1 rRNA gene is annotated in these 1,288 nt (G+C 53.2%); it reads left to right on the top strand.

Annotation, left to right across the window (positions count from 1 at the left end):
* Nucleotides 1-1,288, top strand: a 23S ribosomal RNA gene (locus tag U1R88_RS35515); the annotation flags it as partial.

Below are 1,288 nucleotides of genomic sequence, written 5' to 3'. Positions count from 1 at the left end.
GGGACGAGAGAAGGGACATGAGTCAGCGAGTTGATCTGTACTGCGAGGTTAAGCGTAAGTGAAGCCGTAGCGAAAGCGAGTCTGAATAGGGCGAGAGTAGTGCGGATCAGACCCGAAACCGGGTGATCTATCCATGAGCAGGTTGAAGCAAGGGTAAAGCCTTGTGGAGGACCGAACCGCCAACGGCTGAAAACGTTCCGGATGACTTGTGGATAGGGGTGAAAGGCCAATCAAACCCGGTGATAGCTGGTTCTCCCCGAAATATATTGAGGTATAGCCTTGCGGATTATCTGACGGAGGTAAAGCGCTGACAGAGCTAGGGGTCCTACCAGATTACCAAACTCTATCAAACTCAGAATGCCGTTCAGACATACCGCAGGAGTCAGGCAGCGGGTGCTAAGGTCCGTTGCCGAGAGGGTAAGAGCCCAGATCAACAGCTAAGGCCTCCAAATGCATGCTCAGTGGTTAAGGTGGTGACGTTGTAGAGACACCCAGGACGTTGGCTTAGAAGCAGCCATCGTTTAAAGAAAGCGTAATAGCTCACTGGTTCAATGACGTTGCGCCGAAAATGTAACGGGGCTAAGCATGCTGCCGAAGCTTTGAATTTGCCGTAAAGGCAGGTGGTAGGGGAGCGTTCTTCACTGGCGGAAGCAGTGTCGGAAGGCATTGTGGACAGTGGAGAAGTGATTATGCTGACATGAGTAACGATAAAACGGGTGAAAAACCCGTTCGCCGTAAACCCGAGGTTTCCTGGGTAAAGGTAATCTTCCCAGGGTTAGTCGGCCCCTAAGGCGAGGCAGAGATGCGTAGCTGATGGGAAACGCGTTAATATTCGCGTACCTGGTTGTTCGCGCGATGGAGGGACGCAGGAGGATAGGTGATCCGGGAGTTGGAATACCCGGTGCAAGCCGGTAGGCAGGAGACGCAGGCAAATCCGCGTAACCAATGCCGAGAGGCGAGACGAAGGAGCAATCCGCAAAGTCACTGATTCCAGGCTGCCAAGAAAAGCTTCTAAGTATAGGACAATCAGACCGTACCGCAAACCAACTCAGGTGGGTGGGATGAATAATCCAAGGCGCTCGAGAGAACTCTGGCCAAGGAACTCGGCAAAATAACCCCGTACCTTCGGAAGAAGGGGCGCTCTTCCGGGTGAGGAAGTCACCTTTGGAGCCTGGGAGAGCCGCAGAGAAATGGTGGTGGCGACTGTTTACTAAAAACATAGGTCTGTGCGAAGTCGCAAGACGACGTATACGGACTGACGCCTGCCCGGTGCCGGAAGGTTAAAAGG

This window comes from Labrys sedimenti (assembly GCF_034424805.1).
GTDB classification, from domain to species: Bacteria; Pseudomonadota; Alphaproteobacteria; order Rhizobiales; family Labraceae; genus Labrys; species Labrys sedimenti.
Note: the sequence above shows the minus strand (reverse complement) of the source record. Positions and strands in the feature narration are given on the sequence as shown.